14 protein-coding genes and 1 pseudogene are annotated in these 22,581 nt (G+C 61.9%); 1 reads left to right on the plus strand and 14 read right to left on the minus strand.

What is annotated here, in order from left to right; genetic code table 11:
* The 7 genes from CP49_RS46945 to rpsL all read right to left on the minus strand — a co-directional run.
* The coding region (locus CP49_RS46945) for a 50S ribosomal protein L4 (RefSeq protein WP_245310496.1) at positions 1–298 on the minus strand (298 nt) is incomplete at its 3' end.
* Between the two features lies 1 nt (position 299).
* Complete coding sequence (rplC, locus tag CP49_RS04655) at positions 300–1,019, minus strand: 50S ribosomal protein L3 (RefSeq protein ID WP_057849128.1); 720 nt, start codon at positions 1,017–1,019, stop codon at positions 300–302.
* A 50-nt stretch (positions 1,020–1,069) separates the two neighbouring features.
* Positions 1,070–1,378 carry a 30S ribosomal protein S10 gene (gene rpsJ / locus CP49_RS04660; protein ID WP_002712302.1) on the minus strand — a complete coding sequence of 103 codons (309 nt, stop codon included), beginning with the start codon at positions 1,376–1,378 and terminating at the stop codon, positions 1,070–1,072.
* A gap of 93 nt (positions 1,379–1,471) precedes the next feature.
* Positions 1,472–2,662 carry an elongation factor Tu gene (gene tuf, locus CP49_RS04665; protein ID WP_057849129.1) on the minus strand — a complete coding sequence of 397 codons (1,191 nt, stop codon included), beginning with the start codon at positions 2,660–2,662 and terminating at the stop codon, positions 1,472–1,474.
* Between the two features lie 39 nt (positions 2,663–2,701).
* A complete protein-coding gene (gene fusA / locus CP49_RS04670; protein WP_057849130.1) occupies positions 2,702–4,774 on the minus strand; it encodes an elongation factor G in 2,073 nt (690 codons plus the stop codon).
* A 30-nt stretch (positions 4,775–4,804) separates the two neighbouring features.
* Positions 4,805–5,275 carry a 30S ribosomal protein S7 gene (gene rpsG, locus CP49_RS04675; protein ID WP_057849131.1) on the minus strand — a complete coding sequence of 157 codons (471 nt, stop codon included), beginning with the start codon at positions 5,273–5,275 and terminating at the stop codon, positions 4,805–4,807.
* Between the two features lie 15 nt (positions 5,276–5,290).
* A complete protein-coding gene (gene rpsL / locus CP49_RS04680; protein ID WP_057849132.1) occupies positions 5,291–5,662 on the minus strand; it encodes a 30S ribosomal protein S12 in 372 nt (123 codons plus the stop codon).
* A gap of 666 nt (positions 5,663–6,328) precedes the next feature.
* On the opposite strand from rpsL, the pseudogene CP49_RS04685 reads away from it, so the two are divergent.
* Positions 6,329–6,663, plus strand: a pseudogene (locus CP49_RS04685) (FAD-dependent oxidoreductase); the annotation flags it as partial.
* Positions 6,664–6,688: 25 nt separating this feature from the next.
* On the opposite strand, the gene CP49_RS04690 reads toward CP49_RS04685, so the two are convergent.
* From CP49_RS04690 to rplJ, 7 genes are all read right to left on the minus strand, one after another.
* A complete protein-coding gene (locus tag CP49_RS04690; RefSeq protein WP_057849134.1) occupies positions 6,689–8,722 on the minus strand; it encodes an ABC transporter ATP-binding protein in 2,034 nt (677 codons plus the stop codon).
* Positions 8,723–8,886: 164 nt separating this feature from the next.
* Positions 8,887–10,941 (minus strand): FAD-dependent oxidoreductase, encoded by a 2,055-nt coding sequence (locus CP49_RS04695; RefSeq protein ID WP_057849135.1) that lies wholly within the window; start codon positions 10,939–10,941, stop codon positions 8,887–8,889.
* Between the two features lie 248 nt (positions 10,942–11,189).
* Complete coding sequence (locus CP49_RS04700) at positions 11,190–12,287, minus strand: helix-turn-helix transcriptional regulator (RefSeq protein ID WP_057849136.1); 1,098 nt, start codon at positions 12,285–12,287, stop codon at positions 11,190–11,192.
* 172 nt (positions 12,288–12,459) lie between these two features.
* A complete protein-coding gene (rpoC, locus tag CP49_RS04705; RefSeq protein WP_057849137.1) occupies positions 12,460–16,659 on the minus strand; it encodes a DNA-directed RNA polymerase subunit beta' in 4,200 nt (1,399 codons plus the stop codon).
* Positions 16,660–16,806: 147 nt separating this feature from the next.
* A complete protein-coding gene (rpoB, locus tag CP49_RS04710; RefSeq protein WP_057849138.1) occupies positions 16,807–20,925 on the minus strand; it encodes a DNA-directed RNA polymerase subunit beta in 4,119 nt (1,372 codons plus the stop codon).
* Between the two features lie 367 nt (positions 20,926–21,292).
* A complete protein-coding gene (gene rplL, locus CP49_RS04715) occupies positions 21,293–21,670 on the minus strand; it encodes a 50S ribosomal protein L7/L12 (protein WP_057849139.1) in 378 nt (125 codons plus the stop codon).
* 54 nt (positions 21,671–21,724) lie between these two features.
* Positions 21,725–22,243, minus strand: a complete 519-nt coding sequence (gene rplJ / locus CP49_RS04720) for a 50S ribosomal protein L10 (protein ID WP_057849140.1) — start codon at positions 22,241–22,243, stop codon at positions 21,725–21,727.
* Positions 22,244–22,581 lie beyond the last annotated feature (338 nt).

Raw genomic sequence — 22,581 nt, forward strand, 5'->3', positions numbered from 1 at the left:
GGTCGGTCGCGTGCGAGCGGACCACCGGGCCGAACGCACGGCCACCGCCGCGGAACTGCGGCACGCGGGCCGAGCCGTGACGGGCGCCGCCGGTGCCCTTCTGCTTGTACATCTTCTTGCCGGTGCGCCAGACATCGGCGCGGCCCTGCGTCTTGTGCGTTCCGGCCTGGCGCTTGTTGAGCTGCCATTGCACGCAACGCTGGATGATGTCGGCGCGCGGCTCGAGACCGAAGATCGCGTCCGAGAGCTGGACGGATCCAGCTTCCTTGCCTTCAAGGGTCGTGACTTTCAGTTCCATCTCACGCGCCCTCCTGCTCGGCCGGAGCCTGAGCCTGCTCGCCGCCGGCGACCTTGAACTTGCCTGGCTTCGGAGCTTCCTTCGGCAACGGCTTCTTCACAGCGTCGCGCACCGAGATCCAGCCGCCCTTGGAACCGGGAACGGCGCCTTCGACGAGGATCAGGCCGCGCTCGACGTCGGTCTGCACCACACGCAGGTTGAGCGTGGTGATGCGATCGACACCCATGTGACCGGGCATCTTCTTGTTCTTGAAGGTCTTGCCGGGATCCTGACGTCCACCGGTCGAACCGATCGAACGATGCGAAACCGATACGCCGTGGGTGGCGCGCAGACCGCCGAAATTCCAGCGCTTCATGCCGCCGGCAAAACCCTTACCGACCGAGGTGCCGGTGACGTCGACGAACTGGCCGACGACGAAATGGTCGGCCTGAATCTCGGCGCCAACCGGGATCAGCGCGTCCTCGGACACGCGAAACTCGGTGACCTTCCGCTTGGGCTCGACCTTGGCGACCGCAAACTGGCCGCGCTCTGCCTTCGGCAGATAGACGGTCTTGCGGCTACCGGCACCGAGCTGCAGCGCGACGTAACCGTTCTTCTCGGTCGTGCGGTGGCCCAGCACCTGGCAATTGCCCAGCTTCAGCACGGTCACAGGGATATGTTCGCCGGTCTCCGTAAAGACCCGCGTCATCCCGACCTTTTGTGCGATCACTCCGGAGCGCATCGGCGTGCTTCCTGTTCTTTCTGTCCGCTAACTTCGGACGATCCTGAAATTTAGAGCTTGATCTCGACGTCGACACCAGCGGCCAGGTCGAGCTTCATGAGAGCATCGACGGTCTGCGGGGTCGGGTCGACAATATCGAGAAGGCGCTTGTGGGTGCGCATCTCGAATTGCTCGCGGCTCTTCTTGTCGACGTGCGGTGAACGGTTGACGGTGAACTTCTCGATGCGGGTGGGCAGCGGAATAGGTCCGCGAACCTGGGCACCGGTACGTTTCGCCGTGTTCACGATCTCGCGGGTCGACGTATCGAGAATACGATGGTCGAACGCCTTGAGACGGATGCGAATATTTTGGCCGTTCATTGCCGTTTGTCTTTCTTTGTCGCGTAGGGCGAGTGGTGAGTAGCGAATAGCGAATGGATTAAATCCACTCGCTACTCGCCATTACCTGTTCGCTTATTCGATGATGGCGGCGACGACGCCGGCGCCGACGGTGCGGCCGCCTTCGCGGATCGCGAAGCGCAGCTTCTCTTCCATCGCGATCGGCACGATCAGGTGCACTTCCATCGCGATGTTGTCGCCCGGCATCACCATCTCGGTGCCTTCGGGCAGATGCACGACGCCGGTCACGTCGGTGGTGCGGAAGTAGAACTGGGGCCGGTAGTTGGTGAAGAACGGGGTGTGACGACCGCCCTCCTCCTTGGTCAGGATGTAGGCCTCAGCCTTGAACTTGGTGTGCGGCTTGACCGAACCCGGCTTGCACAGCACCTGGCCACGCTCGACTTCCTCGCGCTTGGTGCCGCGGAGCAGCGCACCGATGTTGTCGCCGGCCTGGCCCTGGTCGAGCAGCTTGCGGAACATTTCGACGCCCGTGACGATGGTCTTCTGGGTGTCGCGCAGACCGACGATTTCGATTTCCTCGCCGACCTTGACGATGCCGCGCTCAACACGGCCGGTGACGACGGTGCCGCGGCCCGAGATCGAGAACACGTCTTCCACCGGCATCAGGAACGGCTGGTCGATCGGACGCTCCGGCTGCGGAATGTAGGAGTCGACATTCTTCATCAGCTCGAGGATCGCGTCGTGACCGAGCGCCTTGTCCTTGTCTTCAAGAGCGGCCAGCGCCGAGCCCTTGATGATCGGGATGGTGTCGCCCGGGAATTCATACTTCGAGAGCAGTTCGCGGACTTCGAGCTCGACGAGCTCGAGCAATTCCGGATCGTCGACCATGTCGCACTTGTTCAGGAACACGACGAGCGCGGGAACGCCGACCTGACGGGCGAGCAGGATGTGCTCGCGGGTCTGCGGCATCGGGCCGTCGGCGGCCGACACGACCAGGATCGCGCCGTCCATCTGCGCGGCACCGGTGATCATGTTCTTCACGTAGTCGGCATGGCCGGGGCAGTCGACGTGGGCATAGTGACGATTGGTCGTCTCATACTCGACGTGAGCGGTCGAGATCGTGATGCCGCGCGCCTTCTCTTCCGGCGCCTTGTCGATCTGGTCGTACGCCGTGAACGTCGCACCGCCGGTTTCAGCCAGCACCTTGGTGATCGCTGCGGTCAGCGAGGTCTTGCCATGGTCGACGTGACCGATGGTTCCGATGTTGCAGTGCGGTTTAGTACGTTCAAACTTTGCTTTGGCCATTTGACTCTCCGTTCAGTCGTTAGCTTGAACCAACGACAATCAGGCAAACTTCTTCTGGACTTCTGCCGACACGTTCGCCGGCGCTTCAGCGTAGTGATCGAATTGCATCGTGAAGGTCGCGCGTCCCTGGCTCATCGAGCGCAGGTTATTCACGTACCCGAACATGTTCATGAGCGGCACCATCGCGTTGATGACGTTGGCATTGCCGCGCATGTCCTGACCCTGGATCTGGCCGCGCCGAGAATTCAGGTCGCCGATGACCGACCCGGTATAGTCTTCCGGGGTCACCACTTCGACCTTCATGATCGGCTCGAGCAGAACGGACTTGCCCTTCTGCAGCGCTTCGCGGAAAGCCGCGCGCGATGCGATTTCGAAGGCCAGCGCCGAGGAGTCGACGTCGTGATACTTGCCGTCGACGAGCTGGACCTTGACGTCCACCACCGGGAAGCCGGCGACCACGCCCGAGCCCATCACGCTGTTGAGGCCCTTTTCGACGCCGGGGATATATTCCTTCGGCACCGCGCCGCCGACGATCTTCGATTCGAACTCGTAACCCTTGCCGGGCTCGTTCGGCTCGACGATGATCGACACTTCGGCGAACTGACCGGTACCACCGGTCTGCTTCTTGTGGGTGTACTTGACTTCAGCGCGCTTGGTGACCCGCTCGCGGAACGCCACCTGCGGCGCGCCGATGTTGGCGTCGACCTTGTAGGTGCGGCGAAGGATGTCGACCTTGATGTCGAGATGGAGTTCGCCCATGCCCTTGAGAATGGTCTGGCCGGACTCCTGGTCGGTCGACACGCGGAACGACGGATCTTCGGCAGCGAGCTTCGCCAGCGCGACGCCGAGCTTTTCCTGGTCGGCCTTCGACTTCGGCTCGATCGCGATTTCGATCACCGGCTCCGGGAATTCCATCTTTTCCAGAATCACCGGCTTGTCGGGATCGCACAGCGTGTCACCGGTGCGCGCTTCCTTCAGGCCAGCCAGCGCGACGATGTCGCCCGCATAGGCTTCCTTGATGTCTTCGCGGTTGTTCGCATGCATCAGCAGCATGCGGCCGATACGTTCTTTCTTCTCGCGGGTCGAGTTCACGACGCCGGTGCCCGACGCCAGGATGCCCGAATAGATGCGGCAGAAGGTGATGGTGCCGACGAAGGGGTCGTCCATGATCTTGAACGCGAGCAGCGACAGCGGCTCCTTGTCGTCCGCCTTGCGCACGACTTCGTTGCCGTCCTCGTCCATACCCTTGATCGCGGGCACGTCGATCGGCGACGGCAGATAGTCGACGACGGCGTCGAGCAGCGGCTGCACGCCCTTGTTCTTGAAGGCCGAACCGCACAGCACGGGATAGAACGCGCCGGTCAGCACTGCTTTACGGATCAGGCGCTTCAGCGTCGCCTCGTCCGGCTCCTTGCCGTCGAGATAGGCGGCCATGGCATCGTCGTCGAGCTCGACGGCGGCTTCCACCATCTTCTCGCGGTATTCCTTGGCCTGATCGACCATGTCGGCCGGGATATCGACGTAGTCGAACTTCGCGCCGAGCGATTCATCGTTCCAGATGATGCCCTTCATGACGACGAGGTCGACGAGGCCCTTGAAGTTGTTCTCGGCGCCGATCGGAAGCTGGATCGCGATCGGCTTGGCGCCGAGGCGGTCGACGATGTCGGCGAGACACTTGAAGAAGTCGGCGCCGGTCTTGTCCATCTTGTTGGCGAAGACGATGCGAGGAACCTTGTACTTGTCGCCCTGGCGCCAGACGGTTTCGGTCTGCGGCTCAACGCCCTGGTTGGAATCGAGCACGCATACCGCGCCGTCGAGCACGCGCAAGGAGCGCTCGACTTCGATGGTGAAGTCGACGTGGCCGGGCGTGTCGATGATGTTCAGGCGCTTGCCGTTCCAGAATGCGGTGGTCGCAGCCGAGGTGATCGTGATGCCACGCTCCTGCTCCTGCTCCATCCAGTCCATCGTCGCGGCACCTTCGTGCACTTCGCCGATCTTGTGGCTCTTGCCGGTGTAATAGAGGATGCGCTCGGTGGTCGTGGTCTTGCCGGCATCGATGTGCGCCATAATACCGAAGTTGCGGTAGTTCTCTATGGCATGAACGCGGGGCATGGGCTGTTCCTTAAAATCCGTGTTTCGCCGTTACCAGCGATAGTGCGAGAAGGCGCGGTTGGCTTCCGCCATCCGGTGCACATCTTCACGCTTCTTGACGGCATTTCCCCGGTTGTTCGACGCGTCGAGCAACTCGGCCGAGAGCCGCTCCGTCATCGTCTTTTCATTGCGCTCGCGCGCTGCAGTGATGATCCAGCGAATGCCCAGCGCCTGACGGCGGACCGAGCGGACTTCGACCGGCACCTGGTAGGTGGCGCCACCGACGCGACGCGACCGCACTTCGATGGTCGGCATGACGTTTTCCAGCGCCTGCTCGAACACCGGCAGCGGACCCTGCTTGGTCTTGGTTTCGATCATGGCGAGCGCGCCGTAGACGATGCTCTCGGCGGCAGACTTCTTGCCGTCGTACATGATCGAGTTCATGAACTTCGTGATGATGACGTTCCCGAATTTCGGATCCGGGTTCACTTCACGCTTTTCAGCAGAATGGCGACGAGACATCGATTCTGTTCCTGATTACTTCGGACGCTTCGCGCCGTACTTCGAACGACGCTGCTTACGGTTCTTGACGCCCTGGGTATCGAGGACGCCGCGGAGGATGTGGTAGCGCACGCCGGGCAAGTCCTTGACGCGGCCGCCGCGGATCATCACCACCGAGTGCTCCTGAAGGTTATGGCCCTCACCCGGGATGTAGCCGATCACTTCGAAGCCGTTGGTCAGGCGCACCTTGGCGACCTTACGAAGCGCCGAGTTCGGCTTCTTCGGGGTCGTGGTGTAGACGCGCGTGCAAACGCCGCGCTTCTGCGGCGACTGTTGCAGCGCCGGCACCTTCTTGCGCGACTTCTGCACCGTACGCGGTTTTGCGATCAGCTGGTTGATCGTCGGCATGTCAGCCTTCACCCTTTAGTTCGCGCGAAACCTTGGAATGGCCCCGCAAATTCTTCTCGGAACTAGCCGTTCCGTTCGGCCCGCCTTGCGTGAAAAAACATCCACGCAAAACGAAATCGCGCCAACCACTCATCGCTGAGCGGAAAGCGCTTCGACGCCACAGAGGACCGCGAGTGAAGACCGATCAGCGGTTGCTGTCCGGCCTGCTTTCGAGGTCATGCATCCGAGTTCACTCTCAAGAGGACGTGCTCAAGAGAACTAAAATCGTCCTGGCATTGCCTAGCAATATGATCGACAGCGTTTGAGCGGCATTCGTCGAGGTTGGTGCCCGTCTCAGTCCAGAAGGATTTGAAAGGGTGTTCCGTTCCGACGCTGGCGTTGCTCACCGCCTGTCGTTAAGTGGCCGTCTTCTATAAGCGGTGGATAGCTAAGTCAAGCGAAACGAGAACGCTGGAAACGCCTATGGCGTCTGCGGATTCAGCGTTTCGCGTGAGCTCGGGAGGTGCGAAACGGCGATGCCCTGCCCTCCGGCGGTGTGCCGAGTCGACTTATTTTTACCCGGATAAATAGGCCCAGAAGGTACCGATCTCCGGTTCCAGCTTTCCCGGCTAGGCCTTTATTTGCCTTTCCGAGCGCAAAACTGCCGCAACATGGCCGGGATTGCCCATGAAATGCACCGACATCGCGATCATCGGCGGCGGCCTTGCCGGCTCGACCACGGCCGCCATGCTCGGACGCGCGGGCATTCCGACTGTTCTGATCGATCCGCATCAGGCCTATACATTCGACTTCGGCGTCGAAAAAATCAGCGGCGACGAGCAACTCGGTCGCTTCTACCAGACCGGAATCGCCGATTCGGTGCTTCGCTCGGCCACCCATGACGGCGAAAACTGGATCTCGCGATTCGGCTACCTGCTCGACAGAAGCCCAGCCGCCAATACGGCATCATGTATGACGCGCTGATCGGCGCGGTCCGGGCGGAGATCGTAGCCCCGACCGAACTCGCGCAGTGGCAAATCGCCCTGCTCACTCCTCGTCATCATCCTCTTCCTCGTCATCGTCTTCATTATCATCGTCGGCCTGAGCGGCGGCGTTGTGCGGTGTGTGGCGGCCCTGGTCGTCCCAGAGCTTGCGGTAGACGCCGTTGGCTGCGAGCAACTGCGCATGCGAGCCGCGCTCGATCGCCTTGCCGCCTGAAATCACGATGATCTCGTCCATCTCGACCACCGACGTCAGGCGGTGTGTCGACCAGATCATGGTGCGCCCCTCCGCCACGTTCAGAAGCGTGCGGTTGATCGCGGCTTCCGTGGTCTGGTCGAGCGCCGACGTCGCTTCATCGAGCAGCAGCAGCGAGGGATTGCGGATGATCGCGCGCGCGATCGCGATGCGCTGGCGCTGGCCACCCGACAGCGTGTCGCCGCGCTCGCCGACCGGCGTGTCGTATTTCTGCGGCAGGCTCATGATGTAGCGGTGAATCTCCGCCTTGCGCGCCGCTTCCTCGACCTCCGCGTCGCTGGCGCCTTCCTTGCCGAGCCGGATGTTCTCCCGGATCGACATGTTGAACAGCATGTTCTCCTGGAACACGATCGCCATGCCCGCCCGCAAGGATTCGCGGGTCACGCGGCGGATGTCGACGCCGTCGATCGCCACCCGCCCCTCGTCCGGCGTATAAAGACGCAGGATCAGGTTGAGCAGCGTGCTCTTGCCCGAGCCGCTGGGACCGACGATTGCGATACGCTTGCCGACGCCAAGCTTGAGGCTGAAATTGTCAAGCACCGGCGTCTCGCTGCCTTCGTATGCGAAAGTGACGCGGTCGAAGGTGATGTCGTTGGTGATGCGTGGCAGATCGGGCGCGCCCGGACGATCAGCACCGCGCGTCGGCTCATCCAGCAGTTCCTGCATATGCCGCACGGCCGCCGCCGACTGGATCGACACCGGAATGAAATGCATCAGATGGGCGATGTTGTAGGATACCTCCCAAAACGCGCTTTCGAACGTGACGAAGGTGCCGATGGTGATCTGGCCCTTGGTGGCGAGATAGGCGCCAATCGCCAGCACCACGAGGTGCAGCAGCAATACTGAAATGGTGACGGTGCGTTCCACCATCGTGGAGAGGAAGACAGCGGACGCGGTCTTGATGCGCACTTCCTGGTTGCGCATGGTGAACCAGCCGAGCGTGCGGCGCTGCAGGCTGAACGCCTTGATCACCGCCTGCGCCGCCACGTTTTCCTGCACGGTGCCGAGCAGCGCCGATTCGTTGAGCTTCTGCTCGTAATTCGCCTGCACCGCCTTCGGCGTCAGGATCCGCGGCCCGATCAGCGTGATCGGAAACACCAGGAGCGCCACGGCCGCAAGCTGCCAGTTCAAAAACAGCATCAGGATGATGCCGGCGATCAGTTCCAGGAACGGCAAGGCAGCGCTGTTGGCGAAGGTCTTGATCGAACCTTCAAAGGCAGCAAGGTCAATCGAGAAGCGCGAGAGGATTTCACCGCGCTTGGTCCGGGCGAAATACGACGCCGGCAGGTTCTGGACGTGCTCGAACAGCCGCGTCCGCACATCGGCAATGATGCACGCCGCCAGCCGCGCATCCCAGCGCTCGTACCAGACCGCAATGATCGAGGTGATGATGCCAGCGACCGCAAGCACGCCAAGGATCTTGTAGAGCGCCTGAAAATCCTCTTCGCCGAGAGCGTCGTCGATCAGGAATTTCAGGCTGAGCGGCATGATGACGTTGAACAGCGTCTCAACGAGAACGCCGAAGGTCACGAAGACGAGCAGCTTCCTGTAATTGCCCAGATACGGCTTGACGAAGCCGTAGATGGTGGCCATCGCGCCGGCGGCTTCCTTGGCGGTGAAGACGACGAGGTCCTCGTCATCATCATCGTCGTCGAGCTCCAGCTCGTCCTCTTCGTCGTCCCGGTCATCATCCTGGGGCACGGCGGTCGCCTTGCCCCCAGCCAGGGGCGCAGCGGCAGCCCCGACAGCGAGCTTCTTCGCAAGCTCAGGATCGTCCGCCGGCGCAGGATTCTGATCATCCGAGGAAGGAGGCTTGGGCGCCATGAAACCAACCGATGCTGCACGGCCGGCATGACCGCAAATCGAACGCGGCAGCGGCGGCCGCTACCGCAAAGGATTCTATGCGATCGGGATGAATTCGGCAAACATTTGGCCGACAGGCTCTGATTCATCAGAGCCTGTCGCGCCGTAATACAACCGGCCGGAGCTCAATCGTCCGATTCGACCTTGTCAAAAAACGAATAGCGCAGGCTGTCGGAGTCGGCGTACCACTGGCCCGGCCCCTTGTTGGCGGCCAGCGTCGCCGCCCACACCGCATCGGTGCAGTCCCGGCGGTGCATCGAGAGGTCGAACCCGTTGCCGAAGAACAATTCAGACCACTCCCACCAGGTGCCGAGCTTCTTCACGCCGCGCAACAGGTCGTAGCGGTCGATCAGCGCGGGCGCCATGTCCGACGTCACCGACCCGAACACGAGTCCGGTCTTCACGACGCGGTTGAGCTCGCGCACCGCCCGCGGGACCTGCTTTTCGGAAATGTGACACAGGCTGGTCTCGAACACGAAATCGAACTCATCGTCCTTGAACGGCATGTCGACGATCGAACCGAGCTTGTTGAACTTCCGCAGCGCCTTCGGCGTTTTGGCGTGGATCGCCCGGTTGTTCTCGATGCCCCAGGCGTCGATGCCGCGCTCGCGCAGCGCGCCGACCAGTTCGCCGCTGGCGGAGCCTGCAACAAGCAGCTTGTAGCCCTTGGCCCTATCCCAGACGATCTTGATCAGGTCAGTGAGATAAGCCGGATCGGTAAACTGGCTCCAGACTTCGCTGTACGGGCCAAGGCCACGGTAATTCTCGAAATAGCCGCGGTCGATCTTGTCGGACGACACCTCGCCCTGCTGTGCACGCGCACGGCGCAACCGCATCATCTCGGTCAGAATGATATCGGTGGCGGCGTCGGAGGAGTCGAGCAGACCGTTTAGCGTCGAATCGAACAGGTAGTCGCCGACCACGACGATCCCCGGATGCTGCTTCGGCTCCGGGCGGTGGTTGGTCATGACGTCACGCACCGGCAGGCCGCCCGGAATCGCGTTGACCGAAGACAACCAGCGGTGGATCTTGCCTTCCAGGAAATGATCGCGCGCATCGCCGAATGAAGCCGGCAGCGACTTGAGCGCGGCATCGATCAGTTCCTGGTCGCTGAGATTGGCAAATGCCAGCGCGTCCGACCCGGCGATCAGCCAGTTGAGCACTCCGTGCTTGCCGACGTCGTGGCGGGCGCCCTCGTTGTAGACGCAGCAGCCGCCGAACGCTTCCGACATGAACCAGGCGCCGGGGATCTTCTCGCCCCAGAACGGTTCGTCGAACAGGATCGAAACCCTCAGATAATGCGCCGGTCGGTCGAAATAGGCGACGTGCTTGACCATCGATTTGCGCAGGTCTTCGCCATCCCAGCGCATGGTGGCGAGCCAGGAATGCGGCAGGCACATTAGGACCAGATCGAAATCCCGTGTTTCCGGCCCCTTCCCGTTCATCATGTTGAGCTGATAGCGGCCGGAGGAGGTCTTTCCGACCTTGAGCACGCGGTGATTGAGCTGGATGTCGGCATCGACTTCCGAGCGCAGGCAGTCGATCAACTGCTCGTTGCCGTTCTGGATCGAGTACAGGCTGATATAGCCGTCGATATCCATCACGAAATTCTTCAGCGCGTTCAGCCCGTTAGTGTTGTGGCTCTCGGTCGCGATATCCGATCGCGCCATCACCTTGAAGAACCGCTTGGCCGTGGGATCGTCGACTTCCTTGTCCAGCACTTCCTCGCAGGTCATGTAGGCCCAAGGATGCTCGTTGTCGTGAGCGCCAACGCCTTCATAATATTCGATTGGCGACACCATATCGCTGCAGCGCTTGCGGAACGCCTCAATCGCAGCCGCGGTCTTCTCGCCATATTTGCGGCGCATGCCCGGCACGTCGTGGAGCAGTTCGCCGTCGATATGCACCTGCTCGGCGTCCATCGGTATCGTCTGCAGGCCGAAATGCTGGATCAGTTCCCGCAGCGGATCCGGGCCAGTCATCGAATAATCGTAGATCTCGGCGACGCCTGCCTCGTACATCGCCGGCGCGGTATCGAATTTGCGCGAAACGATCTTACCCCCGACGCGGTCGGACGCCTCGTAGATCGTGATGCGGCAGAGATCGCCGAGCTTTTTCTTCAAGTACCAGGCGCTCATCAGCCCGCCCGGGCCACCGCCTACGATTGCAAGATCCAACATTTCTTTCCGTCGCCCCCCGGTGCTCCCTGCCTTTAAGAAAGCAACCGGTCTAAATCACAAGCAAAAGCGCTTTTCACCCTGAAGGGAAGATGAACAAAGCAGGTCCCCCGCAACGCAGCAATGAAAGAAAGCAGCAAGAAGGCCGGCTTGCGCCAGCTGTTTGTCTTCGCACCCGTATTCTTGCGGGGGCCGTATTCCGCCGGCGGGAGGGCCAGCGATTTCGCCTCCGGAGGCATGGACATGGCTATCTAGCCGCCTCGGAACGCCTTGCCGGCGAGCAGGCTGACCAATTCCTGCTGGCGCGAGAGGCCGGTCTTTGACAGCACGGCCTTGAGCTGGCTGCGCACCGTTTCTCGATTGACGCCGGTCGCGTCGGCAAGTGCATCAACGGTTTCAGCCTGGCCGATGCCTCGCGCCACGCGCGCTTCCGCCGGCGTCAGGTCGAACAGGCCCTGCAGGACCTCCGCGGTCGGCACCGTAGCGCGATCGACCGGCGTCACCACCACCAGCGCGGTGGCCTGCGTGAAGACATCCCGTGCGGAACCGCGTACGGGGATGATATGCAGCACCATCGGCACGCGGTGTGTCGTCGCAGCGATCGGTATCGACTTCACGGTCCGGCCGCCGGCAAGCGGCAGCGTACCCAGCGCTTCGGCGAGCAGCGCGTCCGCGGCAACGTCCGTGATCATCACGCGCTGGGCGCGATCCTGAAACAGCGAAGGCATCAGCGCATCGAACAGGCCGTTTGCCACGAACACCTGGCCGGGCCCGCGCAGCACCGCGCCCGGCAAGTCCAGCGCCTGCAGTGCGTCAACCTGAGCATGCGCGCGCTCGAAGCCAAGACGGTTTGCTGCGAGGGAAGCCCGGGCCAGATGCGGCCGCAGTCCATCGAGCAGATTGACGACCTCTCGCGGCACCGGACCGTGATCCTGATGCCGTGGCACGACGATTGCGATTGAATCGCCGCTCGGTATCGGGATGATCGTCCCGGCCCGGTAGCCGAGGCCGTGTTTGCGGTAAAAGTTGCAATAGACTTCGTTGGTCGCGATCTCCTCATCCGAGAGAAGATCCTGGTCAGTGACGAAGCCTGCATGATTCAGGGCAATGGCGCGCGGCAGATTGGGATCGCGCTCGCTCCATCCGTCTCCCAAGAAAACCGGCATGAGCTGGTCGTATTCGGGAGAATTGACCGCGCTGGTGTATCCGTCCCGCACGCCGAACAGAAAGCCGCCGTTGCCGCCGACCGCAGCACCGAGTTCGCCAAGCAGGACTGGCCAAAGCGAAGGAACCAGTCCAGCCTCATAAATGCGGTCGATCAGACGTTCTGAATCAATTGATGCGTTCATGGGGAATCGAAGGGACTGTCAACATGGCCAGACATCATGCGGTGATTTGCTAGCACGTATCACCCTTATGGGTGAAGCACGCGTCACCGCCGTTGAAAAAAGGAAAAGCCGGCTTTGCAGCCGGCTTTTTTGTTGATCGGAACTTCTTGTTGGGCAGTTCTTGGCGGAGCCCTTACTCCGCCGGCGGCAAGGCCAGCGGTTCCGCTTCCGGAGCGGTCGGCACGATCGCAGCCTGCTTCTCGCGCTCGTCGAGGATCAGCTTGTCGCGCTTGACCGCGACTTCGCGGATCTTCGCCATCGAGGCGCCGGTGCCCGCCGGGATCAGCCGGCCGACAATGACGTTCTCCTTGAGGCCTTCCAGCGGGTCCACCTTGCCGTTGACGGCAGCTTCGGTGAGCACGCGGGTGGTCTCCTGGAACGAGGCCGCCGAGAAGAACGAGCGGGTCTGCAGGCTCGCCTTGGTGATGCCGAGCAGAACCGGCGTTCCCGTGGCGGGCTTCTTGCCCTCTTCCTTGGCCTTCACGTTGAGCGCGTCGAACTCGATCTTGTCGACCTGCTCGCCCGAGATCATGTCGGTGTCGCCCTGATCGGTGACCTCGACCTTCTGCAGCATCTGACGGACAATCACCTCGATGTGCTTGTCGTTGATGAGCACGCCCTGCAGCCGGTAGACCTCCTGGATTTCGTTGACCAGATAGGCAGCGAGTTCCTCGATGCCCTTGATCGCCAGGATGTCGTGCGGTGCCGGATTGCCTTCGACGATGAAATCGCCCTTTTCGACGATGTCGCCGTCCTGCAGATGGATGTGCTTGCCCTTCGGGATCAGGTACTCGCGCGGCTCCTCGGTCTTGTCCATCGGCTCGATCGAGATGCGGCGCTTGTTCTTGTAGTCGCGGCCGAAGCGAATAGTGCCGGCGATTTCAGCGATGATCGCCGCGTCCTTTGGCTTGCGGGCCTCGAACAGTTCGGCCACCCGCGGCAGACCGCCGGTGATGTCGCGCGTCTTGGCGCTTTCCGTGGAGATACGCGCCAGAATGTCGCCAGCCTTGACCTTGGCACCGACGTCGACCGACAGAATGCCGTCGACCGACAGCATGTAGCGGGCATCGCCGCCACGTGCGAGCTTCAGCACCTTGCCGTCCTTGCCCTTGACGACGATCGCCGGACGCAGATCCGCCCCGCCCCGCGACGCGCGCCAATCGATGACGACGCGCTTGGCGATACCGGTGGATTCGTCCAGCGTTTCCGAGATCGACTGGCCTTCGACCAGATCCTCAAATCCGATGGTACCTTCGACTTCGGTGAGAACCGGACGTGAGTACGGATCCCATTCCGCGATGCGCTGGCCGCGCTTGACCATGTCGCCCTCGTCGACGTGCATGCGCGCGCCGTACTGGATGCGGTGGGTCGCACGCTCGGTTCCGTCGGCATCGGTGATCGCAACGACCATGTTGCGGACCATCGCGATCAAGTGACCTTCGCTGTTCCTGGCGATGGCCTTGTTCTTGATGGTGACCTTGCCTTCGAAATTCGACTCGACGAACGACTGCTCGTTGATCTGCGCCGCGCCGCCGATGTGGAACGTGCGCATCGTGAGCTGCGTGCCCGGTTCACCGATCGATTGGGCGGCAATGACGCCGACCGCCTCGCCGTGGTTGACCGGCGTGCCGCGGGCCAGGTCGCGGCCGTAGCACTTGCCGCAGATGCCGTTGACGAGTTCGCAGGTCAGCGCCGAGCGGATCTTCACTTCCTGGATGCCGGCCTGCTGGATGGCGTCGACATGCGTCTCCTCCATCAGCGTGCCACGCTTGACCACGACCTTGTTGGTCGCGGGATCGCGCAGATCCTCGCCCGCGGTGCGGCCGAGAATACGCGAGGCCAGCGACGCGACGACCGTGCCGGCATCGACGATGGCGCGCATCTTGATGCCGAGCTTGGTGCCGCAATCGTCCTGCGTAATGATGCAGTCCTGCGCCACGTCGACCAGACGGCGGGTCAGGTAACCGGAGTTAGCGGTCTTCAACGCAGTGTCCGCGAGACCCTTGCGGGCGCCGTGGGTCGAGTTGAAGTACTCGAGCACCGACAAACCTTCCTTGAAGTTGGAAATGATCGGCGTCTCGATGATCTCACCCGACGGCTTCGCCATCAGGCCGCGCATACCGGCAAGCTGACGCATCTGGGCCGGCGAACCGCGCGCACCCGAATGCGCCATCATGTAGATCGAGTTGATGTCGGCGTCGGCGCCCTTCGGCGTCTTCTTGGTCGAGGAGATTTCCTTCATCATCTCCTTGGCGATTTCTTCGGTCGCCTTCGACCAGGCGTCGACCACCTTGTTGTACTTCTCGCCATGGGTGATCAGGCCGTCATTGTACTGCTGCTCGAAATCCTTCGCCAGCGTACGGGTGGTGTCGACGATCTTCCACTTTGAGTGCGGCACGACCATGTCGTCCTTGCCGAACGAGATGCCAGCCTTGAACGCATTGTAGAAGCCGAGCGCCATGATGCGGTCGCAGAAGATCACCGTCTCCTTCTGACCGCAGTGACGGTAGACCTGGTCGATCACGCCGGAGATTTCGCGCTTGGTCATCAGCTTGTTGATGATGTCGTACGAAATCTTCGAGTTCTTCGGCAGCAAGGTTCCGAGCATGACACGGCCGGCGGTGGTCTCGATCCAGCGCTTGGTGGCCTTGCCGCTCTCGTCGGTGCCCTCCCACCGGTACTTGATCTTGGTGTGCAGGTGGATGACCTTCGAATGCAGGGCGTGCTCGAGCTCGGCCATGTCGCCGAAGATCTTGCCTTCGCCGGGCAGGCCTTCGCGCATGATCGACACGTAATAGAGGCCGAGCACGATGTCCTGCGACGGCACGATGATCGGCTGGCCGTTCGCGGGGTGCAGGATGTTGTTGGTCGACATCATCAAGACGCGCGCTTCGAGCTGCGCTTCGAGCGACAGCGGGACGTGCACGGCCATCTGGTCGCCGTCGAAGTCGGCGTTGAACGCGGCGCAAACCAGCGGATGGAGCTGGATCGCCTTGCCCTCGATCAGCACCGGCTCGAACGCCTGAATGCCGAGGCGATGCAGCGTCGGCGCGCGGTTGAGCAGCACCGGATGCTCGCGGATCACCTCGTCGAGAATATCCCAGACCTCGGGACGCTCCTTTTCGACAAGCTTCTTCGCCTGCTTCACGGTGGTGGACAGGCCCTTGGCGTCGAGCCGCGAATAGATGAACGGCTTGAACAGTTCGAGCGCCATCTTCTTCGGCAGGCCGCACTGATGCAGGCGCAATTCGGGACCGACCACGATCACCGAGCGGCCCGAATAGTCGACGCGCTTGCCGAGCAGGTTCTGCCGGAAACGGCCCTGCTTGCCCTTGAGCATGTCGGCCAGCGACTTCAGCGGACGCTTGTTGGCGCCGGTGATGACGCGACCGCGGCGGCCGTTGTCGAACAATGCGTCGACGGCCTCCTGCAGCATGCGCTTTTCGTTGCGGATGATGATGTCCGGCGCGCGCAGCTCCATCAGCCGCTTCAGGCGGTTGTTGCGGTTGATCACGCGACGGTAGAGGTCGTTGAGATCCGAGGTCGCAAAGCGGCCGCCGTCGAGCGGCACCAGCGGACGCAGGTCCGGCGGAATCACCGGCACCACGGTCAGGATCATCCACTCCGGCTTGTTGCCGGAATAGCGGAAGGCCTCGACGATCTTCAGGCGCTTGGCCAGCTTCTTGTGCTTGATGTCGGACTCGGTCTCGTGCATCTCGGCGCGCAGGGACTGCTCGAGCTTTTCGAGCTCAAGCCCCTTCAACAGCTCGCGGATCGCTTCCGCGCCGATCATGGCGGTGAAGCTGTCCTGGCCGTATTCGTCCTGCGCCTTCAGATACTCGTCTTCCGACAGGAGCTGACGGTCCTTGAGCGCGGTCAGGCCCGGCTCCAGCACGACGTAATATTCGAAGTACAGGATCCGCTCGAGATCCTTTAGCGTCATGTCGAGCAGCAGGCCGATGCGGGACGGCAGCGACTTCAAGAACCAGATGTGGGCAACCGGCGCGGCCAGTTCGATATGGCCCATGCGCTCGCGCCGGACGCGCGACAGCGTCACTTCGACCGAGCACTTTTCGCAGATGATGCCCTTGTACTTCATCCGCTTGTACTTGCCGCACAAGCACTCGTAATCCTTGATCGGCCCGAAGATGCGGGCGCAGAACAGGCCGTCGCGCTCCGGCTTGAAGGTCCGGTAGTTGATGGTCTCCGGCTTCTTGATCTCGCCGTAAGACCAGGACAGAATCTTCTCCGGAGATGCAATCGAGATCCGGATCTGGTCGAAGACCTGAGCCGGGGTCGTCGGATTGAAGAGATTCATAATTTCTTGGTTCATCGTCTTCTCCTCGCGTGCCGATCGTCACCGGCAGCAAATTCGAAATTCTTCTTTGCGCGCGCCCCGCTCAACGTCCGAGCGAAGCGCGAATATCCGGCCCATGTGCGAAGTTGCCTTCGCGCCGGGCCGGACATGGAATCTTTGACGTTACTCGGCCGCCTCGGACGTCGGCGCCGGTCCCATCTTGGAATTGTGCAGGTCGACGTTGAGGCCGAGCGAGCGCATTTCCTTGACCAGCACGTTGAACGATTCCGGAATACCCGCCTCGAACGTGTCGTCGCCGCGCACGATCGCCTCGTACACCTTGGTACGGCCGGCGACGTCGTCCGACTTCACGGTCAGCATTTCCTGCAGCGTGTAGGCCGCGCCATAAGCTTCCAGCGCCCACACCTCCATTTCGCCGAAACGCTGGCCGCCGAACTGCGCCTTGCCGCCCAGCGGCTGCTGAGTGACGAGCGAGTACGGACCGATCGAACGCGCGTGGATCTTGTCGTCGACCAGATGGTGCAGCTTGAGCATGTAGATGTAGCCCACCGTCACCTTGCGATCGAAGGCGTCGCCGGTGCGGCCGTCATAGACGGTCGACTGGCCGGAGGCGTCGAAGCCCGCGAGCTTCAGCATCTCCTCGATGTCGGCTTCCTTGGCGCCGTCGAACACCGGCGTCGCGATCGGCACGCCGTGGCTCAGGTTCTTGCCAAGCTCCATCAGCTCGTTGTCGTTCAGCGTCTTGATGGTTTCATCGTCGCCATAGATCTTCTTCAGGGTCTCGCGCAGCGGCTTGAGGTCCTGCTTCTGATAATAGCTGTCGATGGTCTGGCCGATGCGCTTGCCGAGGCCTGCGCAGGCCCAGCCGAGATGCGTCTCCAGAATCTGGCCGACGTTCATGCGCGAAGGCACGCCGAGCGGATTGAGCACGATGTCCGCGTGCGTACCGTCCTCGAGGAACGGCATGTCCTCGATCGGAACGATCTTGGACACCACGCCCTTGTTGCCGTGACGGCCGGCCATCTTGTCGCCGGGCTGGATCTTGCGCTTCACCGCGACGAAGACCTTGACCATCTTCATCACGCCGGGCGGCAATTCGTCGCCACGCTGCAGCTTTTCGACCTTGTCGAGGAAGCGCTGTTCAAGGCCCTTCTTTGATTCGTCGTACTGCTTCCGCATCGCCTCGATTTCGGCCATCAGCTTGTCGTTCGGGGACGCAAACATCCACCACTGCGACTTCGGATACTCCTCGAGCACGGCGCGCGTGATCTTGGTGTCCTTCTTGAAGCCCTTCGGACCGGCGATGCCCTGGCGGTTTTCCAGGAGCTCGGCGAGGCGGCCGTAGACGTTGCGGTCGAGGATCGCCTGTTCGTCGTCGCGGTCCTTGGCCAGACGCTCGATCTCTTCCCGCTCGATCGCCAGCGCACGCTCGTCCTTGTCGACGCCGTGACGGTTGAACACGCGCACTTCCACGATCGTGCCCTGCACGCCCGGGGGCACGCGGAGCGAGGTATCGCGGACGTCGGAAGCCTTTTCGCCGAAGATGGCGCGCAGGAGCTTTTCTTCCGGCGTCATCGGGCTTTCGCCCTTCGGCGTGATCTTGCCGACCAGGATGTCGCCGGCGCGAACTTCTGCGCCGATATAGACGATGCCGGCTTCGTCGAGGTTCTTCAGCGCTTCTTCCGAGACGTTCGGAATGTCGCGGGTGATTTCCTCAGGGCCGAGCTTGGTGTCGCGGGCCATCACCTCGAACTCCTCGATGTGGATCGAGGTGAAGACGTCATCCTTCACGATCCGCTCGGAGAGCAGGATCGAGTCTTCGAAGTTGTAGCCGTTCCATGGCATGAACGCGACCAGCACGTTGCGGCCGAGCGCGAGCTCGCCGAGGTCGGTCGAGGGACCGTCGGCGATGATGTCGCCCTTCTTGACGATGTCGCCGACCTTCACCAGCGGACGCTGGTTGATGCAGGTCGACTGGTTGGAGCGCTGGTACTTCATCAGCCGGTAGATATCGACGCCCGACTTGGTGGGGTCGAGATCTTCGGTGGCGCGGATCACGACGCGGGTGGCGTCGATCTGGTCGATCACGCCAGAACGGCGGGCCGCGATCGCAGCCCCCGAGTCACGGGCGACCACGCCTTCCATGCCGGTGCCGACGAACGGCGCCTCGGCGCGAACCAGCGGCACCGCCTGGCGCTGCATGTTCGAGCCCATCAGCGCGCGGTTGGCGTCGTCGTTCTCGAGGAACGGGATCAGGGCTGCGGCAACCGAAACGAGCTGCTTCGGCGACACGTCCATATAGTCGACCTTGTCAGGCGTGATCGGCAGCACTTCGCCGGCGTGACGGCAGACGATCAGGTCCTCGGTGAAGCGGCCCTTGGCGTCGAGCGGCACGTTGGCCTGCGCCACGCGATAACGGCCCTCCTCCATCGCCGAGAGGTACACGACCTCGTCGGTGACGCGGCCGTCCTTGACCTTGCGATAGGGCGTCTCGACGAAGCCGTACTTGTTGACGCGCGCGAACGTCGCCAGCGAGTTGATCAGGCCGATGTTCGGACCTTCCGGCGTTTCGATCGGGCAGATGCGGCCGTAGTGGGTCGGATGCACGTCGCGCACCTCGAAGCCGGCGCGCTCGCGGGTCAGGCCGCCCGGACCAAGCGCCGAGAGACGGCGCTTGTGGGTGATCTCCGACAGCGGGTTGGTCTGGTCCATGAACTGCGAGAGCTGCGAGGAGCCGAAGAACTCGCGCACCGCGGCAGCCGCCGGCTTGGCGTTGATCAGGTCCTGCGGCATGACGGTGTCGATATCGACGCTCGACATGCGCTCCTTGATCGCGCGCTCCATGCGGAGCAGGCCGATGCGGTACTGGTTCTCCATCAACTCGCCGACCGAACGCACACGGCGGTTGCCGAGATGATCGATGTCGTCGATCTCGCCCTTGCCGTCGCGCAGGTCCACGAGCGTCTTGATGACGGCCAGGATGTCTTCCTTGCGCAGCGTGCGATGGGTGTCGGGCGCGTCGAGTTCGAGGCGCATGTTCATCTTGACCCGGCCGACCGCGGACAGGTCGTAGCGCTCACTGTCGAAAAACAGCGACTGGAACATGGTCTGGGCCGAGTCGATGGTCGGCGGCTCGCCCGGACGCATCACGCGATAGATGTCGAACAGCGCGTCTTCACGCGTCATGTTCTTGTCGGCATGCAGCGTGTTGCGGATGTAGGCGCCGACATTGACGTGGTCGATGTCGAGCAGCGGCAGCTCCTTGTAGCCCTGCTCGTTGAGCGCCTTCAGCGACTTCTCGGTGAGCTCCTCGCCGGCTTCGGCGTAGATTTCACCGGTCTTCGGATTGACGAGATCCTCGGCAAGATAGTTGCCGACCAGCTCTTCATCCGACAGGCGCAGCGCCTTGAGCCCCTTTTCCTGCAGCTGGCGCGCCGCGCGCACCGTCAGCTTCTTGCCGGCCTCGAGCACGACCTTGCCGGTATCGGCGTCGATCAGATCGTTGATGGTCGAGTAGCCGCGGAAGCGGGCGGCGTCGAACGGCACGCGCCAGCCTTCCTTGGCGCGCTTGAAATTGATCTTCTTGTAGAACGTCGACAGGATCGTCTCGCCGTCGAGACCGAGCGCGTACATCAGCGAAGTCACGGGAATCTTGCGGCGGCGGTCGATGCGCGCGAACACGATGTCCTTGGCGTCGAACTCGATGTCGAGCCAGGAACCGCGATATGGAATCACGCGCGCGGCAAACAACAGCTTGCCGGACGAATGGGTCTTGCCCTTGTCGTGGTCGAAGAACACACCGGGCGAACGGTGCATCTGGGAGACGATGACGCGCTCGGTGCCGTTGACGACGAAGGTGCCGTTCATGGTCATGAGCGGGATATCGCCCATGTAGACGTCCTGCTCCTTGATGTCCTTCACCGACTTGGCGCCGGTTTCCTCATCGATATCGAACACGATCAGGCGCAGCGTCACCTTCAGCGGCGCAGCATAGGTCATGCCGCGCTGGCGGCACTCGTCGACGTCATATTTCGGCGGCTCGAATTCGTAGCGGACGAATTCCAGCATCGAGGTGCCCGAGAAGTCCGAGATCGGGAACACCGAGCGGAACACCGCCTGCAGGCCTTCGTCCAGCCGGCCGCCCGGGGGTTCGTCAACCATCAGGAACTGGTCGTAGGACGCCTTCTGAACCTCGATGAGGTTCGGCATCTCGGCGACTTCCTTGATGTGTCCAAAGAACTTGCGAACACGTTTGCGACCGGTGAATGTCTGCTGCGCCATCGTGGCCTCTCATTTTCGTCGCCCTTGTGGGCGAACCTTCCGAAGCGCGACTGCCATCGCCCCCGGGTTGAATTTCGAATCGCTCAAAGGAACAAAGCCCACTTTCAGGAATTAAGTCCTGAACCCGTTCTTTAGACCCTCAAAACGCAAAACGACGCGCGGGCGCATGACTGCACCCGCCCGTCACAACTGGTCGCTTCACGGACTGAAAAAGCCCGAAATCTGACTGTCTCCCAACGGCTTACGCCGGGAACCCTGCCGTCCCGCCGCCTACCGTGTTTTCCTGCTGCCGCCCCGATATGGGGCAGAACCGTGGAGATTCGAGGGGCTAACCCCGCGAATCCCCACACTTTTCTGTGTAGTAGGCTTACTTCAACTCGACCTTCGCGCCAGCCTTTTCGAGCTGGGCCTTGAGCTTGTCGGCCTCGTCCTTGTTCACGCCTTCCTTGACCGGCTTGGGCGCGCCTTCGACGAGGTCCTTGGCTTCCTTGAGGCCCAGGCCGGTGATGGCGCGGACTTCCTTGATGACTTCGATCTTCTTGTCGCCGGCAGCGGCGAGAACGACCGTGAAGTCGGTCTTTTCTTCAGCCGGAGCAGCGGCGGCGCCGCCAGCGGCGGGACCGGCAACCGCAACGGCGGCAGCGGCGGAAACGCCCCACTTTTCTTCGAGGAGCTTCGCGAGTTCGGCGGCTTCGAGCACGGTCAGGCTCGAGAGGTCGTCGACGATTTTCTGCAAGTCAGCCATTGATCTATTTCCTTAAACGTTTGGTTTCGAACCAGTTTTGAGATTAGCGAAGGGTCAGGCCGCTTCGCCCTTTGAGGCATAGGCCTGGACGACGCGCGCGAGCTTGGCCGCGGGCGCAGTCGAGAGCTGAGCGATCTTGGTCGCCGGCGCCACCAGGAGGCCGACAAGCTTTCCGCGCAGTTCATCGAGTGACGGCAGCGAGGCAAGCGCCTTCACACCGTTCACGTCCAGGACGGTTTTACCCATCGAGCCGCCGAGAATGACGAACTTTTCGTTCGTCTTGGCGAACTCCATGGCAACCTTCGGCGCCGCTACCGGATCGTTTGAAGTCGCGATCACGGTCGGCCCCTTCAGCAGGGAACCGATGGCAACGACATCCGTGCCTTCAAGAGCAATTTTGGCGAGACGGTTCTTCGAGACCTTCACCGACGCGCCCGCCTGCTTCATCTGCGTACGCAGTTTCTGCATCTGGGCCACGGTGAGGCCGGAATAGTGGGCGACGACTGCGACGCTCGTGGTCTTGAAGACCTCGTTCAGCGCCTCAACCGCGTCCTTTTTTGCCGCTCTTTCCACAGCAAGCTCTCTCCGGTTGGCGGCCTTCGTAAGAAGTGAGACCGCCGGGTTGCACCCATCGTCTCACCCAAAACCTGACCTCTAGACACCAGTCTCAAGGACACGTCGGGCAAGACGACATTGATAAGCCTGCCCTCCCGAACCAGATGGCGCGGGGTGTCGAGGTTCGAACCAAATCAGCTACGGCGCCGCAAAGGGCGGCGTTAAAGCAAAATCCGGTCTTCACCCGTCTATGCAGGCTGTAAGATTAAGCCGTTGAAGAAATTTGCATTTCAGTACAAATTTCGACTTGGGCGCCTGCAGTCTCGGACAGGATCGAGGTCATCCGGCAAGCCGAA

The sequence above is a fragment of the Bradyrhizobium valentinum genome (assembly GCF_001440405.1).
In the GTDB taxonomy this organism is placed as follows: domain Bacteria; phylum Pseudomonadota; class Alphaproteobacteria; order Rhizobiales; family Xanthobacteraceae; genus Bradyrhizobium; species Bradyrhizobium valentinum.